This window comes from Kitasatospora sp. NPDC096204 (assembly GCF_044763205.1).
In the GTDB taxonomy this organism is placed as follows: domain Bacteria; phylum Actinomycetota; class Actinomycetes; order Streptomycetales; family Streptomycetaceae; genus Kitasatospora.
In genome coordinates this window covers 83,340-100,071 of the sequence record NZ_JBIWFT010000030.1, presented here as the reverse complement: position 1 = coordinate 100,071, position 16,732 = coordinate 83,340, and the positions used below count along the sequence as shown (strand labels likewise).

The 16,732-nt window shown below is 70.2% G+C and carries 9 protein-coding genes and 2 pseudogenes; 5 read left to right on the top strand and 6 right to left on the bottom strand.

The window, feature by feature from the left end; translation table 11 throughout:
• The first annotated feature begins 65 nt into the window (after positions 1 to 65).
• Entirely contained in the window at positions 66 to 977 is a 912-nt protein-coding gene (locus ACIQ87_RS28475) for a LysR family transcriptional regulator (protein ID WP_402411813.1), read from the top strand.
• 35 nt (positions 978 to 1,012) lie between these two features.
• Here the strand turns inward: ACIQ87_RS28475 and ACIQ87_RS28470 are convergent, their stop codons facing one another.
• The 4 genes from ACIQ87_RS28470 to ACIQ87_RS28455 form a co-directional block, all read right to left on the bottom strand.
• Entirely contained in the window at positions 1,013 to 1,846 is an 834-nt protein-coding gene (locus ACIQ87_RS28470) for an ABC transporter permease subunit (protein WP_402411811.1), read from the bottom strand.
• Positions 1,843 to 2,946 (bottom strand): ABC transporter ATP-binding protein, encoded by a 1,104-nt coding sequence (locus ACIQ87_RS28465; RefSeq protein WP_402411808.1) that lies wholly within the window; start codon positions 2,944 to 2,946, stop codon positions 1,843 to 1,845. Before ACIQ87_RS28465 ends, ACIQ87_RS28470 begins: the two co-directional genes overlap by 4 nt.
• 177 nt (positions 2,947 to 3,123) lie before the next feature.
• Complete coding sequence (locus ACIQ87_RS28460) at positions 3,124 to 4,551, bottom strand: RtcB family protein (protein WP_402411805.1); 1,428 nt, start codon at positions 4,549 to 4,551, stop codon at positions 3,124 to 3,126.
• Between the two features lie 50 nt (positions 4,552 to 4,601).
• Entirely contained in the window at positions 4,602 to 5,009 is a 408-nt protein-coding gene (locus tag ACIQ87_RS28455) for an archease (protein WP_402411802.1), read from the bottom strand.
• 243 nt (positions 5,010 to 5,252) lie between these two features.
• On the opposite strand from ACIQ87_RS28455, the gene ACIQ87_RS28450 reads away from it, so the two are divergent.
• The 4 genes and pseudogenes from ACIQ87_RS28450 to ACIQ87_RS28435 all read left to right on the top strand — a co-directional run bounded on the left by ACIQ87_RS28450 (position 5,253) and on the right by ACIQ87_RS28435 (position 8,276).
• Positions 5,253 to 5,897 (top strand): hypothetical protein, encoded by a 645-nt coding sequence (locus ACIQ87_RS28450; RefSeq protein WP_402411800.1) that lies wholly within the window; start codon positions 5,253 to 5,255, stop codon positions 5,895 to 5,897.
• 127 nt (positions 5,898 to 6,024) lie between these two features.
• A complete protein-coding gene (locus ACIQ87_RS28445) occupies positions 6,025 to 6,285 on the top strand; it encodes a hypothetical protein (protein WP_402411798.1) in 261 nt (86 codons plus the stop codon).
• A 532-nt stretch (positions 6,286 to 6,817) separates the two neighbouring features.
• Positions 6,818 to 6,967: pseudogene (locus ACIQ87_RS28440) on the top strand (DNA-binding protein).
• Positions 6,968 to 7,002: 35 nt separating this feature from the next.
• Positions 7,003 to 8,276: pseudogene (locus ACIQ87_RS28435) on the top strand (tyrosine-type recombinase/integrase).
• Between the two features lie 105 nt (positions 8,277 to 8,381).
• On the opposite strand, the gene ACIQ87_RS28430 reads toward ACIQ87_RS28435, so the two are convergent.
• Positions 8,382 to 8,702, bottom strand: a complete 321-nt coding sequence (locus ACIQ87_RS28430; protein WP_402411795.1) for a hypothetical protein — start codon at positions 8,700 to 8,702, stop codon at positions 8,382 to 8,384.
• The gene (locus ACIQ87_RS28425) at positions 8,699 to 16,441 is read right to left on the bottom strand and encodes a polymorphic toxin-type HINT domain-containing protein (protein ID WP_402411792.1); all 7,743 of its coding nucleotides are present in this window, start codon (positions 16,439 to 16,441) and stop codon (positions 8,699 to 8,701) included. The genes ACIQ87_RS28430 and ACIQ87_RS28425 overlap by 4 nt, the downstream gene beginning before the upstream one ends.
• Positions 16,442 to 16,732 lie beyond the last annotated feature (291 nt).

Below are 16,732 nucleotides of genomic sequence, written 5' to 3'. Positions count from 1 at the left end.
TTCCGATACCTCACCCGGATCGTCCAGCGGCCGCCCGGCCATCGGAATCCCGTACGCTCGGCGGCATGAGCGATCGGCCGATCACCGGATCAGGCCCGCTGGACCTCAACCAGCTGCGGACCTTCCTCGCCGTGCACCGGGCGGGTTCCCTCACCGCGGCCGCGCACCTGTTGGGCCTTTCCCAGTCCACGGTGACGGCGCAGATCCGGGCGCTGGAGCGGCGGCTCGGCCGGGAGCTGTTCGAGCGCCGGGCCCGCGGGGTCAGCCCGCTGCCGTACGCCGACGAGCTCGCCGGGCGTCTGGCCGTGCCGCTGGACCAGCTCGCGGGCCTCGCCGACGGGCACGGCGGCGGCGTGCCGGAGCCGGTCCACCTCGCCGGGCCCGCCGAGTTCCTCGGCACCGTCCTGCTGGCGGAGCTGGCCCCGCTGGTCGCGGAGGGCGTCCGGCTGCGGGTGACGGCCGGGCTGACCGACCCGCTGCTGACGGAACTGCGGGCCGGGCAGCACGACCTGGTGGTCGCCACCCACCGTCCGCGCGGCCGGACGCTGCTCGCCGATCCCCTGGCCGACGAGGAGTTCGTCCTGGTCGCGGCCCCGGTCTGGGCCGAGCGGCTGACCGGCCGGGAGCTGCCCGGCGCGCTGGCCGAGGTGCCGCTGCTCAGCTACGCCGAGGACCTGCCGATCGCCCGCCGCTACTGGCGGCACGTCTTCGACCGGCGGCTGCACGCCCGGGCGGCAATCACCGTGCCGGACCTGCGGGCGGTGCTCTCGGCGGTGACCGCAGGCGCGGGCTGGAGCGTGCTGCCCGGCTACCTGTGCCGGGCCGAACTCGCCTCCGGGGCCCTGCGGTTGCTGCACGAGCCGGCCGATCCGCCGATCAACACCGCCTACCTGGTCCGCCGCCCGGCCGGCTCGGCCAACCCGCACGTGGCCCTGGTCCGCGAGCGCCTGCTGGCCGCGGCCCGTACCTGGGGCTGACCGGGCGGCCCGCCCGGGACCGCCACGTCCCCACCTCAAACGGCCAGGTCCCGCCGCTCCAACAGCACGAAGGCCGCCGCCAGCCCGAGCAGTCCCACCCCGAGCAGCACCCCGAAGGCCGCCCACGGCACCCCGCCGTGGGCGAGCACGTCGCCCGGCGCGTAGTAGTGGAACGGGCTGAGGTAGCGCAGCGACCTGGCCGGGGACCAGGCCAGCGCGACGAAGTTGAGCGCGAAGCCGACCGCGCCGAACGCGACGGCCGCACCGATCACATGGGCCCGCCGCCGGCTGATCGCGGAGACCGCCAGCACCGGTCCGGTCAGGCAGAACGCGAGGGCGCAGCCGAGCAGTCCGGCGGTGAACACCGCGCTCTGCGGGACCACCGCGCGCAGCTCCGGGGAGGCCGCCACCCCGATCGCGAGGGTCAGGGTGGCGGCGGCGTTGAGCAGCACGGTGGCGGCGATCAGGGCGCCGGCCCGCTCGGCGAGCAGCCGGCGGCGGGAGACCGGGCGGGTCATCAGCAGCTCGATGGTGCCGGACTCGACGTCGGCCGCGACGGCGGCGGCGCCGAGCGAGCCGATCAGGGTCAGCTGGAGGGCGATCCAGAACGGGTGGGTGAGTCCAGCGCCGAGCAGGCCCGGGTAGCTGGCGATGGAGACGTCGCCGTTGGAGCCGCTGAAGGCCTTGAACGCGCCGGGCGGGGTGCGGCGTTCGCCGAACAGGTCACCGGTCGGGACGGTTCCGGCGATCACCACGATCAGGGTCTCGAAGACCACCATGCCGAACAGCAGGGAGAGCAGCATCCGGCGGCGCCGGTGCAGGGAGAGCCAGACCAGCGGGAGGCGGCGGTTGACGGTGCCCGGGTTCACGGCTTCTCCTCCGGTTCCGACGGGCCGCTCGATGACGGCAGGCTGTTCGGTTCCGACGGGCCGCTCGGTATCGGCAGGCTGCTCGGGTCCGACGGCCCGCTCGCCTCCCGCAGCCCGCTCGGTGACGGCAGACCGCCGCCGTTCGGACGCTCCTCGTCGCCGACGGACCGGTAGAAGTCGAGGAAGGCCTCGTCCAGACCCGCCTCCTCCACCGTCAGGTCGGCCACCCGCTGTTCGGCGAGCAGGGTGCGCACCGCCTCGACCACGTCGTCCGGCGGCACCAGCAGCTCGACCCGTGGGCCGTCCCAGCGCGGGGACCACCGCTCGGCGGCGCCGAGCGGCCTGGCGCCCCGCCCGTCGCGGAACAGCAGCCGGACCCGGCGGGCCCGGGCCTGGCGCAGCTCGGCCACCGAGCGGACGGTGACCAGCCGGCCGTGGCGGACGATGGCGACCCGGCCGCAGGTCCGCTGCACCTCGGGCAGCACGTGGCTGGAGAGCAGGACGGTCCGCCCGGCCGCGGTCTCCTCGGCGAGGAGTTCGTAGAAGGTCTCCTGGACCAGCGGGTCGAGCCCCTCGCTCGGTTCGTCCAGCACCACCACCGGCGGCCGGTGCTGGAGCGACTGGACGAGCCCGAGCTTCTGCTTCATGCCCCGCGAGTACTCCCCCACCGGCCGGGCCAGGTCGGCCCGGGAGAGCTTCAGCCGCTCGCACAGCTCGCCCCGGCGCGGCACCGGGGCGCCCTGGAGGGCGGCGAGCAGGTCGAGGGTCTGCTGCCCGGTGAGTTCGGGGTAGAGGCGCAGTTCGCCGGGCAGGTAGCCGATGGAGGGGGCCAGCCGACCGTGGTCGGCGACCGGGTCCAGGCCGAGCACCCGCACCTGTCCGTCGCTGGGGCTGAGCAGGCCGACCAGGCAGCGCAGCGTGGTGGTCTTGCCGGCGCCGTTGGGGCCGAGCAGGCCGAACACCTCGCCGGCCTCGACCGACACGTCCAGCCGTTCGATGCCGACCGTCTCGCCGTAGCGTTTGGTGAGCGAGCGCAGTTCGATCACCGGGCCGGTTCCGGTGCCCCGACGGTCGACGGCTGGGTCCGGGTTGCCCGGCATGACCACCTCCTGTGGCGGATGCGCTGCGGTGACGGCTGCGATCCGGTGACGGCTGCGATCCCGTGACGGACGCGTCCGACATCCAAGCGCGCCCGGCCGGGCGAGTCGAGGGACGCGCCCGGACCGGTCCGGCGAACTCACCCCGGTACGCCCGCCCCTGCGCACATCACCCACGCGTCACCCCTTGCACACGCCCAGCGGCACCAGCCGGGCGACCTGCCGGGCGAGCCCGGCGGCCTCGGTGACGGCGGCCACCGCGTCGACGTCCTTGTACGCCTGCGGGGTCTCCTCGGCCAGCGCCCGCCAGGAAGCCGGCCGCACCGCGATCCCCTGCGCCTCCAACTCGTCCTTCAGTCGCTCGCCGCGCACGGTGCGCAGCGCCTGGTGGCGGCTCAGCACCCGGCCGGCGCCGTGGCAGGCGGAGCGGAAGGCCTCGTTGCCGGGCAGGCCGACCATGACGTACGAGGCGGTGCCCATGGTGCCGGGCACCAGCACCGGCTGCCCGGCCTGCGCCAGGTCGGCGGGCAGGTCGGGGTCCCCGGGCGGCAGCGCCCGGGTGGCGCCCTTGCGGTGCACGCAGAGTGTCCGGAGCTCGCCGTCCACCTCGTGGGTCTCCAGCTTGGCGAGGTTGTGCGAGACGTCGTAGACCAGCTCCAGCCCGACGCCGAGCGCGGTGGCGAAGGCTCGGCGGGCCGCCTCGGAGAGCAGCTGCCGGTTGGCCCGGCCGTAGTTGGCGGCGGCGGTCATCGCGCCCAGGTAGGCGCGGCCGCGCGGGGAGTCGACCGGGGTGCAGGCGAGCTGGCGGTCCGGGACCTCGATCCGGTAGCGGTGCATCTCGCGGTCCATGGCGCGGACGTGGTCGGTGCAGATCTGGTGGCCCAGGCCGCGCGAACCGCAGTGGATCATCACGCAGACCTGGCCGGGCCGCAGTCCGAAGGCGGCGGCGGTCTCGGCGTCGTGGACCCGGTCGACGGCCTGCACCTCCAGGAAGTGGTTGGCCGAGCCGAGGCTGCCGACCTGCTGCAGCCCGCGTTCGACGGCCCGGGTGCTCACCTCGCCGGGGGCCGCGCCGGCCAGCACACCGCAGTCCTCGCAGCGTTCCAGGTCGCGGGGCACGCCGTGGCCGTGCTCGACGGCGTAGCGGGCGCCTCCGAGCAGCAGTTCGTCCAGTTCCTCCGGCCCGGACAGCCGCCACAGTCCGCCCCGGCCCAGGCCGCGCGGGACGGTGTGGTCCAGCAGGTCCATCAGTCGGCCGATCCGGTCCGGGTCGAGTTCGTCCCGGCCGACGCCGGCCGCCAGCAGCCGGACCCCGCAGGAGATGTCGAAGCCCACCCCGCCGGGCGAGACCACCCCGCCCCGTTCGACGTCGGTGGCGGCGACCCCGCCGATCGGGAAGCCGTAGCCCCAGTGCACGTCGGGCATCGCGAAGGAGGCGCGGACGATCCCGGGCAGCGTCGCCACGTTCGCCACCTGTTCCAGCGCCTTGTCCCCGGCGGCCTGCGGCAGCAGCGCGCCGTTCGCGAACACCACGCCGGGCACCCGCATCGGCGGGCGCGGCTCGATCCGCCAGCGGTTGCGGCCCGCCTCGGCCAGTGCGATCTCCACCTCGCTCACCCCGCTCCCGCAGGTCCGGTCCGCCGTGCCCGGGCCGGCGCTCAGACGTCCACGGTGACCCGGCAGGTCCAGCCGTCCGGCCCGGCACTCAGGTCCAGGTCGTGCAGTGACACGGCCTTCGGCACCGCGCCGACCAGCGCGGCCGTCGCGGCATCGGCCATCCGGAAGCGGACCGCCACCCGACGGGCGCCGTCCAGGCCCTCGATCGGTCCGATCGCGACGGCGACGGGCAGTTCGCCGTCGACGTCCATCCGGTAGACGACCTCCTCCAGGACACCCGCGAGCAGGTCCGGGTCACTCACGGCGAGGACGGTGCAGCCACGCTCGCCGACGACCCGCGCGCCGGAGAGGTCCACGAAGCTCCCGACCACGCCGTGCACCAGCTCGCCGATGCACCCCTCGGCCGTCGGCGCCCAGGCCTCCACCCGCAGGTCAGCCGTGTGCGGCACACTCCGGTGGCCACTGGCCGACTGGCCCGCAGGCTCGCCTCCGTCCACGAGCAACGCCTCCCACACCCGTTGCCGTCTTTCTCCTCCAGCGTCATCCCGCGGGCCGCCCGGCGGCAAGTGCGGGTCGCGGCTCGGGTCTCCTCGTCACCGGCCCCACCGCCAACCGCGCCTCGGCACTACTCAGGCGGCCCTTGAGTACGCCCGCTCATGCACTCCGGCCGGCCGCTTCCTACCGTGATGCGCATGGACACGAACGCGGCTCCCAGCCAGCCCCGGCCCTCCGCCAGCCCGCACTGGGCCACCATCTGCGGGATCGTGCTCGCGCTCCTCACCGCCTTGGCCGTCCTCGGAGCCATGGCGCTGGCCGAGTTCGAGGACTCCCTGACCCAGCACGGGTACGTCAAAGGCCCCGGAACCGTGGTCGAGCCCCTGCGCGCCGGCGGGACCGCCCGCTACGACGACGGCCTGCGGATCACCGTGAGCCCGCCCCACCGGGAACCCGACAACAGCTACAGCTTCACCATCACCTACGACAACGGCACGGGCCAGGAACTGCGCCCGGGCGGGACGTCCCCCGACACCGGCCTCGGCACGACCGGTGGCTCCGCCCCCGTCGTGGTCCGCGCGGGGAAGGCCATGGACTCCGGCGCCCCATCCCCCACCCCCACCTCCGGTGCCGGCTCCGCTCCCGCCCCTGCTCCCGGTATGACCTTCCTGGACCGGGCCGAGTCCGTCACCGCCCTCACCCCGCCCCTCGGCACGGAGCAGAAGCGCACCGTGCCGGTACGGGTGAAGCCCGACAGGGAAGGAGGCCCGGTCACACTGGAGGTCGCCCCGAAGTCGCCCGGATACCGCGACACCGCGTACTGGCAGTTCGACCTCGGCTGACCAGCCGGCCCACGTGCGGGTGCCGCGCCTGCCGACCCGATGTCCGTCGGTCGGACCCAGCACTGCCGGGTGCGTTGCGGGGGTGCGCCCCCGGGAAGCACCACGGTGAGCGGCTGACGGTCAGGTCTTGCGCAAGAACTCGGGCACGTGCGAGAGCTCGTCGACCGGATGCTCGGCCCGACGCCTCAGAAGGGTCACGGTTCTGATGGGACTGGCGCCCACATCCGCTGAGAAGGCCATCACAATCTTTCTCCAGCAGCACCCCTTCGGTGCCGCCGGCCCGAACCCGAGCGGCTTCCTCGGTGGGCTGCTCGTCCAGGTCACTGCGGGGATCATTTTCATGGCCATCGCCTACCTGGTCGCGCACGTCCCGTCGGTCTGGCACTGACCACTCTCCCCCGGGGTCGGCGCCTCAGCAGTCACCAACGGGGGCAGGAGTGGGATCTCAACATCACCTTCGACCGATGACACCCCTCGCGCGGCAGGCAGTACGGACGGCGGCTGCCCGCCGTGGACGGGCCCATTGGACTGGGCAAGTCCACCGCCGTCGACTCCACCACCCGCGAACTTCGGCTCTGCCAGCAGGCCGCCCCCGTGCTCGAACGGCTCGGCTACCGGCTCCACCCCTGGACACCACCCGCCTCACCCCGGCCAGACCGCACGGTCCACCTTGGAAAGGTCCCACCCGGGACGGTCAACACTAAAATGCTGTACGGGAGTCAGAAAGAACGCGAGCACAACCAGCGACACCAGCGCTGCCACCGCCAGCCGCCCCGCCTTCGATGGTGGACGTCCACGTCATCCTGCGCCCCGGACGGCCTGACTACCCCGGCTGGCCTGACTACCCCGGCTGGCCGCCTGTGTGACGGCCCTGGCGTACCCGTGCTCGCCCTCTGGCCCCTTGCTGGCCCCCACGGGTCATGGCCCGCCTCTAACTCGGCCGCTCCGCCGTCTACGACCTGCTCCGCACCCGGCAGCTCGCCTCCATCACCCTCGGCCGCGCCCACCGCATCCCCACCCACGCGCTCACCGACTTCATCCGCACCCGACTTGAACAGGACGCCGCCTGATGACCACACCCCGCGACACCCCCGCCTCCCGCTGAATCCACGCCAACGGCGACGGCACCGTCTACCAGCGCAGGGCCGGCCGCTGGGAAGCCGCCGGCTACGTCCTCGCGCCCGGCGACACCAGCAAGCGCATCCGCGTCTACGGCATCACCCGCAAGGAAGCCCTCGCCAAACTCATACAGAGAAGATCGCCCACCAGCAACCGCGGCGTCCCCATGGTCTCCGCAGGGCAGCGTCGCGGCATACCTGACGTACTGGCTGGAGCACATCGCCATCCACCAGCTCCGCGAGACCACCCACACCCGCTACACCGCCTGAACGAACCGCTACCTCATCCCCGGCCTCGGCAAGAAGAAGCTCGCCAAGCTCACCGCCAAGGACGTGCGCACCTGGCTCAACCAGCTCCGCACCACCTGCCAGTGCTGTGCACGCGGCCTCGACACCGCCCGGGCCCAGCCCCGCTGCTGCGCGATCGGCACGTGCTGCGGCAGGCGGCTCTCCCCGCTGACCCTCGCCTACATCCACTCGGTACTCAAGTCCGCCTTGGAGCATGCCGCCCGGGAGGAAGAGATCCCGCGCAACGTTGCCCGCAACGTTCGCACCGGCACGCCGCGGCCCCGCCGCTTCGAACCCCTCACCGCCAATGAGGCCCGCACCTTCCTCACCGCCGTGCAGGGTCACCGCCTTCAGGCCCTGTTTGAGCTCGGCCTGCGCACCGATCTCCGCAAGGGCGAACTCCTCGGCCTGCGCCGGGAAGACCTCGGCCTCGACGCCGACACCGCCAGCATCCGCCGCACCCTCCAGCGCACTCGCACCGGCGGCCTCACCACCCTGCCGACCAAGACCATCAGTTCGGAACGCCGCATCGTCCTCCCGGCCAACCTGCATCACCTCGCTCCGCGCGCACCGCGACCGGCAGGCCTGCGAGAAGCAGCAGGCCGGTGAAGAGTGGGTGGACAACGGCCTCGTCTTCACACGCCCGGACGGCCACCCCATCGAACCCGCCACCCTCACCCGCCACTTCAACGCGCTCCTCCGCCGCTCCCGCCTGCGGGCGATCCGGTTCCACGACCTGAGGCACTCGACCGCGACCCTCCTCCTGGAACAGGGCGTCGAACTGGTCGTCATCAAGGAGCTGTTGGGTCACGCCCACCTCGGCGTGACCGCGACGGTGTACGCCCACGTCCGCCTCCGCCTCCAGCGAGACGCGGTCGACCTCCTCGGCCGTACTCTCGGCAAGGCCTCCGGGGCTGCCACCGACCCCGACCACGGCGACGACCCACCGCTTTATGCAGAACCAGTCCGCTGACATTGCCATCAACTACTGCCGTCACCCCACGCAGAAGCCCCGCCGATCCCGGCGGGGCTTCGCGTATGCCATCACATGCTCGGCCTTGATCGAGACCGAACTGATTCAGCCCTGGCTACCGCTCCCAGTGACCCAATCAACTAGCTTCTCGAACTCGGCTCCCAACCAGTCGGCACGCACGTCGGACAAGTACTTCTCACAGGGAGAAGGGTCGACCTCATAGTCAATAGTCGACACTTGAACCTCACCTGAATTCCAGACTGTTAGATAGAAGCCCCTCCCGTTTTTCTCGACATAGACCCCAAAGGACTTCTTCTCCGCGCGCTCCGAGGAGTCAAACACCTCAAGCGTAAATCCCGCCCCTTCAAGCCGAGGGCCACCGTCATGGATTCGCGCTCTTAGCACTTCAGGTAGAGGTTCGTTCATTTTCTTCCTACAATCCTGAGGTTCTCAAATGAAGGCATTTCCGGCGCCGGGAGGCCGCGCTTGGCATTGAGTTTCGAGTAAATCGGATGCTGCGGTCCGGGTATCTGAGCCCACCCGGGTTCACCAGCCGGCTTCAGGCAGGAACACGGCACATCGAACTCCACGTAGATCGACCCTGGCGCAGCCTGCTTCCGGTAGGCATCGGCGTTAGCGGGATGCGCTACGTACGTTGAAGTGTTGCCACTTCCCGCTTGCACCTTTCCCGTGTCAAGCATTGCCTGATGCTCGTCTTCTGACATCCATCGACCCACGGTGCAGTTGCTGTTGTGAACGAGTACCGGAGTCTTACCTGCCAGCACATAGTACGTGTGGAGGTCAGCGATTGTGAGGTCGTAGGCAACCCGGGGAGCGGTGTCGTAGTTCCTTACTGCCAGGACGGTGGGAGTGCGGCCGTCTACGGTACGGACGGTGTCGCCGGGGGTGAGTTCGGCGGCGTTGGTCCACTGGCGGGTGGTCTCGTCCCAGAACGGGTGGTGCTGGGTGCTGGTGAGAGTCTCTACCGTTCCGGGACTGCCGTTGGAGTCGTTGACCTGCAACTGCAGGTCGGTGAAGTGCTCGTCGTCCGGCGTCCGGATGGTGCGGATGACCGACTTGTTCTCGGTTTCTCCCGTTGTCGGGTCGGTAGCCTGGACCTGGTCCCCGAGCTGGAGGGATTCGATCGTCTGGGTCGTACCGTCAGCCAAGAGAACACGTGTGCCCGGCGGGAAGCTGTGCGTCGCACCCGCCTGGGCGGGATCGCACGAGAGGATCGACAAGGCGTCGGAAGCCTGGTCGGCTACGTTTTGGGCCTTGTCCGCCGCCAGGGCGGCTTTCCCTGCCTTTCCGGCCATCGCGAAGAGACGCTCACCGGGGATGGCGCCCGCGAGGCTCTGGGCCGCACTCATGTAGTGGCCGTCGTAGGCGTCCATGACGGCAGAACCGATAGCCCCGACGCCGCCCAATCCAGGGATGAACTGGACCGAGTCGAAGATTTCGCGGATGGCGGACTTGGTCGTTCCGCCGTGATAGATGATGTAGACGTGTGGGCTTACGACGTTGGGGTGTTCCTTGCTCCCGCTCCAGTGGTTCCAGTAGTTCTCGGTCCAGGTCCCGTCACTCTCGAGCTTGAACGTCTCGTTGGTGACGTTGCCCTTGTCGTCGTAACAGGTACCGAATCCACCGCAGACTCCCTCGGGACGCAGTCCGCTCGGGTCGCTGAGGTTGACGGGGTTGTTGTTGCCGTAGGCGTAGCCGTTGATCTGTTGCGGGTCGGTGAGGTCGAGGACGGGGTCGACGGAGATGAAGCGTCCGTTGGCCGCGTCGTACTCGCGGGCTCCGAGGTGGGTTAGGCCGGTGGTGGCGTCGTTGGTGCCGCCGACAAAGCCTCGTTCGGTGGGCCAGGAGGCCGGCTTTTTGCCCCGAGGGGTGCCGAAGGCCGTGGTGTCGCCTCGGGTGTACGCCAGGTTGTCGGCGCTGATGGTGAGTTGGGCGGTTCCCTGCTGGTCGTTGATGAGGTAGTTGAGGGTTCCGTCGGAGGCCTTGACGACGGTGGCGTTGGCGACGGCGATGTAGCGGGTGCCGGTGACCTTGTTGGCGGTCTTGTCGAGCTTGAGTTCCTGGCCGTCGAGGTAGAGGGTCACCGAGTCGGGTTCACGGCGCAGGAGGCGGTTGCCGTTGGCGTCGTAGAGGAAGGTCGTGCTCTTGCCCGCGGTGGTGGACTTGGCGAGGTGGCCCTCGGTGTCCCATTCGAGGGTCTGGTCGCCGTCGGCGGTGACGCGGCGGACGGTGTTGCCGGCTCCGTCGTAGGTGAAGGTGTCGGTCCGGGCGCCGGTGCCGGTGATGTCGACACGGCTGAGTGCGTGGGGTCGGGTGCCTCCGGGGGCGGGGTAGGTGGAGGTGCGCTGGGTCTGGTCGCTCGGCGGGTTCTCGGGGACCTGGGTGAGTTGGCTCCAGGGCATCCAGGTGCCGGTGGAGTAGGCCCGCTTGGTGTAGTTGAGCGTTCCCCCGGCGACCGTGACGAGCTTCAGGTCCCCGCCTGAGCTGACGACCGACGCCGACAGCGGCTGGCTGAGCTGGCCGACGACCTGGCTGACGTTGCCCCAGCCCGCCCAGACGCCGTCGGGCCTGCGGATGGTATGCCAGATGCCTCCACCGGCGATGACGGCGACTTCGAGGCCGGCGCCGGTCGCGGTGGCGGTGACGCCGGTGGGCGTGATGAGAGCGCCGGTGGCGCCGTAGACGTTGCCCCACTTCTGCCAGACACCATTGCCGAAGCGGATGGTGTGCCAGATGCTGTCACCCGCGACCACGATGACCTCGAGGCCGGAACCGGTGGCCGCACTGGCGACACGAGTGGCTCCGGTGAGGCTGCCGGTCTCGCCGTAGACGTTGCCCCAGCCCGCCCAGACGCCGTCGGGCCTGCGCAGAGTGTGCTTGAGCACGCCGTCGGACAGGGCGAGGACCTCCAGGCCGGAGGCGGTGGCGGACAGGGAGAGCTGGCTGGGGTTGGCGATGGGGCCCACCACGCTGGTGACGTCGCCCCACCCTCCCCACTTGCCGTCTGCGCCGCGTAGGGTGTGCCAGACCCGGCCGCCGGCGATGGCCATGATCTGCAGGGTGTTGTCGGCCCAGGTCGCCGCGACGAAGTCGACGGGGGCGGGCAGTGGCCCTGCCTGGGTCTTGTGCAGGTTCTCGAAGTTGGCCCAGGTGCCGTCGGCACGCTGCTGAGAGAGGTAGACCTGGCCGTCCGCAACCGCGACGGCGCTGGTCTGGCCGTCACCGGCGATGGCGACGGAGGTCACCTTGCCGGTGTCCATCAATGGGCCGGGGGCGGCGCCGAAGGTGCGGTTGGTGGCTTGGGTGCGGTTGCCGGCCGCGTCGTAGGTGTAGCTGCTCCAGTACGGATCCACTCCGCCGACGTGGGGGTCGCTGGTCGCGGACGGCTCGACGGCACAGTTGTCGGTCGCCGACCAGGCGTTGGTCAGGCGCTGGGCGAAGTCGTACGTGTAGCACTGGGTGTCCGTGACGGTGGCGTTGTCGCGGTCGTCGCGGACCCGGGTGATGTTGCCGACCGGGTTGTAGGTGTAGGTCTTCTTGTTGAGGGTCTGCGGTCCGCTCTTCTCCCGATCGGTCTGGACCAGCGCGAGGCGCTGGGTCGCGTCCTCGTAGAGGTAGGTCTGAACGGCACCGGATCCAAATCGGCCGATGGTGCTCTGCTCGAGCTGGCCGAACGGTGAGTACGAGTTGCCCCGGGAGTAGACCTGGTAGCCGCCGTCGCTGACCGTGGTGGGCAGGCCCAGCAAGGTGTAGTTGCGGTGGATTGTCTCCTGCGGGAGTCCTCCGCCGGCCGGGTAGGTCGTGGTGTCGACCAGACCGGTGTCGGGTGTGTAGGTCTGGGCCGCGGTGTAGGTACCGGCGAGGAGCCCTTCGCTGTCCGGGACAGTGACGGTGTTGCCCGTGGGCCGCGCCGCACTGTCGAATCCGGTGACGGCGGTCGTGTAGGCCTTGCCGTTCTCCCAGCGGGTGCTGCCAGTGGCCATGCCATTGCTGCCGGGCAGGCTGTCGTAGGCCCACTCGGCCAGCTTCGGGCCCGCCGCGGAACCGTCGAACATCGCCGTCTTGCGGCCGAGGATGTCGTAGGTGTAGGCGAGCGTCTTGCCCCGGCCGTCGGTGACGGTGGCGAGGGTGCCATCGGGGTTGAAGGCGCTGGTGGTGGTGCCCTTGTCCGGGTCGACGGCCTTGGTCTGGCGACCGAGCAGGTCGTACTCCCAGGTCCACGCATTGCCGGCGGCGTCGGTAAACCGGGTGAGCTTACCGGCCGGGTTATAGGTGTACTTCAGGGTCTCGTACGCTGACGCGGCGGCGTCGAAGTCCGGGCTTCCGCTCTTGTAGTGCCTCACCTCGGAGGTCCGACCGTGGGCATCGGTGATCGTGAGTGTGGGGGTGCCGCCCTTGGGCGGGGTGGTCGCACCCCAGTTCACGCCGTAGCGTGTGGTGGCACGCCACTTCTCCACGTTCAGGGACTTGAAGATGCTGGCGGTCGGTCGGTCGAGGCCGTCGAACTCGGTCTCGGTCTGGGACGGGACCTTGTTGTCCAGACCGATCCACAGCGCCGCTTCCGGCACCCCGGTCGTGTAGTAGGCAGCGTTGGCGCGGTAGACCCGGCCGTGGCTGTCATAGAAGCTGTCGGTGATGGTGCGGCCGCCGTTGTGGGCGGTGCTGCCGCCGTGGGCCTCCTCCTGGACCTGACGCGGGCGGAGCAGGCCGTCGTACAGGGCGATGCTGGTGCGGTAGTCGCCGCCTCCCAGCAGGGTCCTGGTCGTGACGGCGGGCTGCTTGCCCGGCTCGATGGTGTACGCGTACGTGGCGTTGGGCGAAGCGTTCTTGTCCCGGCCCGGGTTCCACACGGCCGTGGTGCGGCCCATGGCGTCGTAGTCGACGTAGGTAGTGCGGTTGTTGGCGTCGACGACCTTCATCGGGAGGGCCCGTAGGCCGTCGTAGGTGGTGGTGGTCGTGAACTGCTTGGGGTTGGTGGACTGGACGACGGTGGCCTGGGAGCCGCTCGCCGGGGTGTAGGACGTCGTGGTCTCCGCGTTGTTGACGTCCTTGACGGAGATGGCACGCCCGTACTGGTCATAGGCAGTGGTGCTGACCGTCACGTAGTGCGGAGTGGTGCCGTCGTAGCGGTCCAGGGCCTCCGTCGCGGTGGCGTAGCCCCTGCCCGGTTCCGGAGCGGACCCGAGCGGCTTGCCGTCGTAGACCGTCCTGGCTTCGCTCGTGACGGTCACCGGTGTGGCGTTGGCCGAGCAGAGCGTGCTGGTGGTCTGGACGGACTGCGGGTAGGAGATCAGCCAGTTGACGGTGTCCGGGGTGACGTAAGCGGTGCGGGTGCACTGCTCGTCACCGGTGACGTTCGTGTCACCTTCGTCGGAGACCGCCGTGGTCTGGCCGTAGCCGTCGAAGGTGCGGCTCTCACGGAGCGTGCGGGCCGTGCTGCCGTCCGGCTGGAACGCGTTGGTGGTCACGCTCTCGGTGCGGACCATCGTGGCGGTTACCGGGGGCAGGGCGGCGGCCTCGGAACGGCCGGTTTCGCCCGGCGGGGTCGCGGTGGGCTTGCCGTCCTTGCTCGGCAGGGCCTTCACCGCGCGGCTCGCGGTGCTCCGGAGCCAGGGGGTGTTGACCGTGCTGGTGAGGGGCTTGCCGCCGTCCTGGTCGTAGACGGTGCTCTCGCGGCCGAAGCCGGCGAGTTCATTGCTGTCCTTTACGCCCTGGAGGAGGTTGACCGGCCTCGGCTGGCCGTTGGCGAGGGTGTCGCCGTCCATGCCGCGGAAATAGACGGTCTCGGTCAGGCTCTTGCCGGAGTCCCCGACGCGGGTGCGGACCCGCTGGTAGCCGCGGAAGTCGTTCCAGGTGCGCTGCTTGTCCGGGGTGAACTCGGAGTTGTCGCGCCGCCAGGCCGCCCCGTCGAGGTACTCGTAGGCGGTGACCTTGTCGGGGGAACCGGATCCGGCCACCATGTCGTGTTCGGTGACCTTCTCGACAAGGTACTTGTGGAACCAGTCGAGGACCGGGTCCACCGCGCCGTCGGGAGTCCACCAGGTCGGGTAGCAGCGCCTGGTGTTGCTGTCCGGAGCGGGCAGGGCTCCCGCGACGCAATCGATGTCGGTGTACTTGACGTCGGTGTTGGAGCCAGTCTCGGAGGTGATCCGGTTGACGCGGTACCGGTTCATCGGCGGGCGGCCCTCGGCGGAGTCGACCCGGTTGGGACGCAGGTCCCCGCCGAACGTCACCGGCTGGAGAGTCAGCTGGGTGGCGCCAGCCTTGGCGGTGCGGGTGATGGACTGCAGCCACAGGGCCCGGCCACCGCTGTCACCGGTGGCGGGGAAGTACTGGTCCAGGCTCCAGGCGTCGATGTCCCGGTAGCTGCCGTTGCTCTGCAGGGCCTGCGTGCTGATGCCCGTGAGCCGCCTCTTGGACCAGAAGGTCGGGGCGCCGTTGCGGCAGTCCTGGTCCTTGTCGCAGGACTGGTCGACCGGGGTGTCGTACCAGTTGGCGGCATTGGCCTTGGTGAAGGAGCAGTCGGTCGCCACGCACCGGTCGGTGGTGGAGAAGGTCACCTTGCCCGCGGGAGAGGCACCGTAGACCTGGCCGGCCCGGTGGCCGTACTCGATGCGGTTGAGCGTGACGGCACGGGTGTAGAGCGCATCGGCCTTGGGAGTTCCGGTGGCGGCACTGATGTTCTTGGCGTAGGCGTTCTTCTCCTGGTCGTAGAAGTACGCGATCGCGTTGCCGTGCGGGTCGACGGTGTAGTCCAGCTGCCAGCGCCACGCGCGGTCACGCGAGGAGTCCTTGAACGCCGGGGCGTAGCCGGGTTCGCCGGGCTGGTTGCCGAACACAGGCACGGTCAGGGCCGAGCCGGTCTCGGGCTTGCCGGTACTCCAGCCGGGCAGGCGGTTCTTGCCGAAGAGGTACTGGGTGCCGTCGGTCGTGGTGACCTTCCAGTACTCGTTGTCGGTGTCGCCGTTGGCGGTGTCCGTCGCGGTGCCGTTGAGCTTCTCCACGCGCGAGCCGTCGTCGTTGGACAGCTTCCACGTGCCCGTGGCGTCGTCACGCACCAGCGCGGAGCTGCTGCCGTTGAGCGAGACCGTCGCGTTGTCGGACTTCCAGCACAGGTCACCACCCGTGGCCGGAGCGTTGCTGCCCGAACCCTTGTCACCCGCGCAAGCGGTGTAGCTGCGCTCGATGAAGCCCGGGTTGTAGTCCCAGCCGTCGCCGATCCAGGAGGACTGGTTGTTCGTCGATGCGGTGCGCCCGTCGATGGCCGCGGACGAGTAGCCGAGGGCGACCTTGGGGGACAGGTCGCCGGGCACCGGAGGCACCTGGATCGGGTAGGACCAGTTGAAGGAACCGGTGTTGCCGCTCACCGACCACGTACCGGATGCCGCCAGCGACGTCGCCTTGTAGTCGCCCTCCGGCCCCGATGCCCCAGCGGTGGCGGCCAGCACCGTGGCGCCGGCGAGCGACGTGCTCGCCGCTTGGACGAACGACGACTTGACGACGCCGTCGGAGGAAGCCTGACCGACGGGTGTGGCCACCGCGACGTCTACCGTCAGTGTCCCGGCCTTGGTGTCGTTCGAAGTGGCCAGTGGCGTGGCTGTACGGCACTGCGGCTGGTCCGGCGTGGTCAGCGCGCACGCGGGCAGCTGGACGAAGGTCAGCCGGGAGCCCCAGTCGGCCCCGAACGACTCACGGAAGGCCTTGTAGTCCAGCTGGACCCGGGCCTTGTCCGGCGTGGCGCTGCCCGCCACCGGCTCCAGGTTGACCAGGACACCGTCAAGACCCACGGTGGCCGCAGCGGCGCGGTCCGACAGACCCACCCGGACCTTCGACTGCCCGCCCGCTGCCGGATCGTGCCCGACGGAGGTGACGCTCACCGGCAGGCCCGGCGCCTTCGCCTGGGGGACCGACTTTTGCGTCGGAGCCGCCGGAAGGTCGAGCTCGGCCTTCCCCGGCTTGGGCCAGGCCGCGGCCGGCGGCGCGGTCGGGGGCTGGCCCGCCTTCGGGTCACGGCGTTCCGGCTCCACCTTGGAGAGCGGGACGGACTCGGTGTGCTGGACGGGCGGCAACTTGAACTCGTCGCCGGCCGCTACCGCGACGGCCGGAATCTGTAGGGCGGCGGCTATCAGAGCCGTCACGGCCATGGGCGCGACTTTACGGAGCACAGGGCGTGTTATTGCCTCGGACCGACGCGTTCGCGGTCCGGGCGAGGCGCCCGTGTCGGATGGATACATCCGTATCTTTCCTCTTGGTCGTGTTGTGCGGGTGCGATCACACCCGGCGGGACGCTACCAAGAGCCGCCGACGGGACGTCCCTGATTGTTCGCCAACCACTCTTCCTACAGGGCCATTTATCTCTCTTTTATAACTCCTTCACATCGAGGGCGGCAGCCCTCGGGGCAGACATCACGTCACAAAGAAGTGATTTTTCCGCC

Coding starts and splice junctions, on each gene's coding strand:
- ACIQ87_RS28465 (WP_402411808.1), bottom strand. CDS start 2,946: ATGCCGGGCAACCCGGACCCAGCCGTCGACCGTCGGGGCACCGGAACC.
- ACIQ87_RS28450 (WP_402411800.1), top strand. CDS start 5,253: ATGGACACGAACGCGGCTCCCAGCCAGCCCCGGCCCTCCGCCAGCCCG.
- ACIQ87_RS28425 (WP_402411792.1), bottom strand. CDS start 16,441: ATGGCCGTGACGGCTCTGATAGCCGCCGCCCTACAGATTCCGGCCGTC.
- ACIQ87_RS28475 (WP_402411813.1), top strand. CDS start 66: ATGAGCGATCGGCCGATCACCGGATCAGGCCCGCTGGACCTCAACCAG.
- ACIQ87_RS28430 (WP_402411795.1), bottom strand. CDS start 8,702: ATGAACGAACCTCTACCTGAAGTGCTAAGAGCGCGAATCCATGACGGT.